Consider the following 4,186-nt stretch of genomic DNA (forward strand, 5'->3'; position numbering starts at 1 on the left):
CCGCGCCGGTGCCGAGCTCCGCACGCACGACCCCCGCGCTCGCCGAGCCGCTCACCGAGCGGGAGGCCGAGGTGCTCGCGCTGCTCGCGGATGCCCGCAGCAACGGCGAGATCGCGCGGGCGCTGTACATCGGCGAGGCGACCGTGAAGACGCACGTGTCGCGCATCCTGCAGAAGCTCGGCGCGCGCGACCGGGTGCAGGCCGTGGTGCTCGCGCACCGGCTCGGGCTCGCCTGACGCGGCCGGGGACCGGGCTCCGCGATAGCCTCTGAGCCATGCCGGAAACCGCTCCCCTGTCGCGCCCGATCCTGGCCGGGGTGGTCACGGCACTGGTCGGTTTCACGAGTTCGTTCGCCGTGGTGCTCGCGGGACTCGACGCGATGGGCGCGACCGCGGCGCAGGCGGCCAGCGGGCTGCTGGCGGTGACGGTGACCATGGGCATCGCGTGCGTGGTGCTGGCGTGGCGCTACCGGATGCCGATCACGGTCGCGTGGTCGACCCCCGGCGCCGCGCTGCTGGCCTCCACCGGGGCGATCGAGGGCGGATGGCCGGCGGCCGTCGGGGCGTTCCTGGTCACCGCGGCCCTGATCCTGCTCACGGCGCTGTGGCCCGCGCTCGGCGCCCTGATCGCCCGCATCCCTCCGTCGATCGCGCAGGCCATGCTCGCCGGGGTGCTGCTGCCGCTGTGCCTCGCACCGATCACGGGCGTCGTCGCGAACCCGTGGGGCGTGGTCCCGGTCGTGCTCACGTGGCTGGTGTTCGCGCGCCTCGCGCCGCGCTGGGCGGTGCCGTTCGCATTCCTCGCCGCGGCCGCGGTGGTCGCGGTGACCCTGGTGGCGGAGGGCGACGCGGTCGACCCCGCGGTGCTGCTGCCCCGGGTGGAGCTGACCGCTCCGGTGTTCACGGTCGGGGCGCTCGTGGGCGTCGCGCTGCCGCTGTTCATCGTGACCATGGCCTCGCAGAACGTGCCGGGCATCGCGATCATGCGCAGCTTCGGGTACGAGGTGCCGTGGCGTCCCGCGATGCTCGTGACCGGGCTCGGCACGGCGCTCGGCGCCACCGCGGGCGGGCACGCGATCAACCTCGCCGCGATCAGCGCGGCCCTCGCGGCCTCCCCCGATGCCGATCCCGATGCGCGGCGCCGCTGGGTCGGCGGGGTGTCGACCGGGGTGTCGTACCTGGTGCTCGGCGGGTTCTCGGCGGCCTTCGCGACGCTCGTGGTGCTGGCTCCCGAGGCCGTGATCCCCGCCGTGGCCGGGCTGGCGCTGTTCGCCGCGTTCGGCTCGGCCGTGCAGCAGGCGATCGACGACCCCGGCGAGCGCCTGCCCGCCGTGGTCACGTTCCTCGTCGCCGCGTCGGGCATCGCGGTGCTGGGTGTGAGCGCCGCGTTCTGGGCCCTCGTCGCCGGCCTCCTGGTGCGCACCGTGCTGCACGCCTTCCACCGCTGACCCCCTCCGCCCCACGGCTGAGGAGGGAAGGTCCGCCGCACGGGGGATGCCCTGGAACACGGTGCTCCGTAGCGTGAGGGGCATGACAGGACTGCTCGAACTCTCCGGCATCACCAAGAGCTACGGCTCTCGGCGCGTGCTCGACGACGTCTCCTTCACGGTCGCCCCCGGGCGCCTGACGGGCTTCGTCGGCGGCAACGGCGCCGGCAAGACCACCACCATGCGGATCGTCCTCGGACTGCTGTCGTCGGACGGCGGCCGCGTCGACCTCGATGGCGCCCCGCTCACCACCGCGGACCGCCGCCGCTTCGGCTACATGCCCGAGGAGCGCGGCCTGTACCCGAAGATGAAGGTGCTGGAGCAGATCGTGTATCTCGCGCGACTGCACGGCTTCGCCAAGCAGGATGCCACCGCGCGCGCGACCGCGCTGCTCACGGAGCTCGGGCTCGGGGAGCGGCTGAACGACACGATCGAGTCGCTGTCGCTCGGCAACCAGCAGCGCGCGCAGATCGCCGCCTCCCTCGTGCACGACCCCGACGTGCTGATCCTCGACGAGCCGTTCTCCGGGCTCGACCCGCTCGCGGTCGACGTGGTCGCCGGCGTGCTGCAGTCGAGCGCCGCGAAGGGCGCCTCGATCCTGTTCTCCTCCCATCAGCTCGACGTGGTGGAACGCCTGTGCGACGACCTCGTGATCCTCGCCGGTGGCACGATCCGCGCCGCGGGGTCGCGTGACGCCCTGCGCGCCGAGCACGCCCGCGACCGCTACGAGCTGGTGTCGGCGGGTGACGCGGGCTGGCTGCGCACCGAGCCGGGTGTCACGGTGATCGACTTCGAGGGCGGCTACGCCCTGTTCGACGCCGACGGTCCGGAGACGGCGCAGCGCGTGCTGCAGTCGGCGGTCGCCCGGGGCGACGTCGCGAGCTTCGCCCCCAAGCACCCGTCCCTCGCCCAGATCTTCAAGGAGGTCATCCAGTGAGCGCCCCCACCCCCTCCCCCTCGCGCACGCCCAGCGGCATCTGGCTCGTCGCGGAGCGTGAGATCGGCTCGAAGCTGCGCAGCAAGGCGTTCCTGATCTCCACCGGGATCCTGCTCGTGCTCGCCCTCGCGGGTGTCCTGTTCGGCGGTTTCGCGAGCAAGAACACCGACACCATGCCGGTCGCGGTGACGGCCGACACCGCCTCGGTCGTCTCGGCGATCCCGAACGTCGAGGTCACCACGGTCGCCGACGAGGCCGAGGCGGAGGAACTGGTCCGCGCGGAGAAGGTCGACGCGGCCGTGCTCCCGGCGAGCGGCACCGAGGGTCACACGGGTTACTCGATCGTCGCCCTGCAGGATGCTCCCGGCTCGCTGGTGTCGGCACTGTCTCTGTCGCCCGAGGTCGTGATCCTGGAACCGGTCACCACCAACCCGCTGCTGCGGTACTTCATCGCGATCGCGTTCGGCCTGGTGTTCATGATGGCCGCGGCGACGTTCGGCGGCACGATCGCGCAGAGCGTCGTCGAGGAGAAGCAGACCCGCGTGGTGGAGGTGCTGCTGTCGGCCATCCCCGCGCGCACCCTGCTGGCCGGCAAGGTGGTCGGCAACACGGTGCTGGCGATGGGGCAGATCCTCGCGCTGGCGGCCGTGGCGACGATCGGCCTGATCGTCACGGGTCAACGCGAGGTGCTGACCACGCTCGGTGCCCCGATCCTCTGGTTCGCGGTGTTCTTCCTGTTCGGGTTCATCCTGCTCGCGGCGATGTTCGCGGCGGCGGCCTCGATGGTGTCGCGCCAGGAGGACATCGGCTCCACGACCACCCCGATCACGATGCTGATCATGGCGCCGTACATCCTGGTGATCGTGTTCAACGACAACCCGCTGGTGCTGACGATCATGTCGTACGTGCCGTTCTCCGCCCCGGTCGGCATGCCCATGCGGCTGTTCGTCGGCGAGGCGCAGTGGTGGGAGCCGCTGCTGAGCCTCGTGATCCTGCTCGCGAGCTGCGTGGCCGCGATCGTGATCGGCGCGAAGATCTACGAGAACTCGCTGCTGCGGATGGGCTCGCGCGTCAAGCTCTCCGAGGCCCTGCGCGGCTGATCCCGCACGAGGAAGCCCCCTGCACCGCGGAGGTGCAGGGGGCTTCGGCGTGTGTGCGGCGGCGGGTCAGATGACGCCGTCGGACAGCGAGGTCGGGTTGCCGAAGCGGTGGTTGGTGATCGACACGGCCTGCTCGTGCAGGAACGGCAGGATCTCCACGCGACCCGCACCCGTCACCGCGTGCGACCACACGGCCACATCGGGCGAGCCCTCGAGCGCCTGGTAGAGCGCCGTGGCGTCGCCGCCCACGAGCCGCACGCGCTGCCACGACCGGGCGCCCTTCGCGTAGCGCGTGGTCCAGGCCGCGTCGGACTCCGTCTTCACGGCGACCCCGGCGCCGGAGAGGGCCTTCGTCACGCGCGACGGCAGCGCCGCGGCCGACACGGTGAACGGGCTGCCGCTGCGCAGGGCGGCCGCGAGCACACGCACACCGTCGACGAGCGTCGCGCCCTCCGCGAGGCGCACGTCGACGGCGACCGGGCGGTAGCGGAACACGTTGCGCTCGACCCCGAGGCCGGACTTGTCGCTGACCGCCCCGAACTCGTCCACCCAGGCGCGCTCGTCGGAGGCGGCCGCGCGGTGCAGCCACTCGATCGCGGCCGGGTCGAGCTCGGGCGCGGCGGCCTCGAGCAGCCCCGACACCGCGGGGGTCATGGCGGCACC

At 72.6% G+C, this 4,186-nt stretch carries 4 protein-coding genes and 1 pseudogene; 4 read left to right on the forward strand and 1 reads right to left on the reverse strand.

Features of this window, described 5'->3' with window-relative positions; translation table 11 throughout:
• From DW299_RS00260 to DW299_RS00275, 4 genes are all read left to right on the forward strand, one after another.
• Window positions 1-236 (forward strand): helix-turn-helix domain-containing protein (locus tag DW299_RS00260; protein WP_205814300.1); only part of this gene is annotated, 236 nt, incomplete at its 5' end.
• A gap of 38 nt (window positions 237-274) precedes the next feature.
• On the forward strand, window positions 275-1,447 hold the full coding sequence (locus DW299_RS00265) for a benzoate/H(+) symporter BenE family transporter (protein ID WP_136035232.1): 1,173 nt from the start codon (window positions 275-277) through the stop codon (window positions 1,445-1,447).
• Window positions 1,448-1,538: 91 nt separating this feature from the next.
• On the forward strand, window positions 1,539-2,423 hold the full coding sequence (locus DW299_RS00270) for an ABC transporter ATP-binding protein (protein ID WP_136035235.1): 885 nt from the start codon (window positions 1,539-1,541) through the stop codon (window positions 2,421-2,423).
• Window positions 2,420-3,523, forward strand: coding sequence for an ABC transporter permease (locus DW299_RS00275; protein ID WP_136035233.1), 1,104 nt, complete (start codon window positions 2,420-2,422; stop codon window positions 3,521-3,523). Before DW299_RS00270 ends, DW299_RS00275 begins: the two co-directional genes overlap by 4 nt.
• A 66-nt stretch (window positions 3,524-3,589) precedes the next feature.
• Here DW299_RS00275 and DW299_RS00280 read toward each other — a convergent pair.
• Window positions 3,590-4,186: pseudogene (locus DW299_RS00280) on the reverse strand (1-pyrroline-5-carboxylate dehydrogenase); the annotation flags it as partial.

The organism is Microbacterium sp. K35 (assembly GCF_004794375.1).
GTDB lineage: Bacteria > Actinomycetota > Actinomycetes > Actinomycetales > Microbacteriaceae > Microbacterium > Microbacterium sufflavum.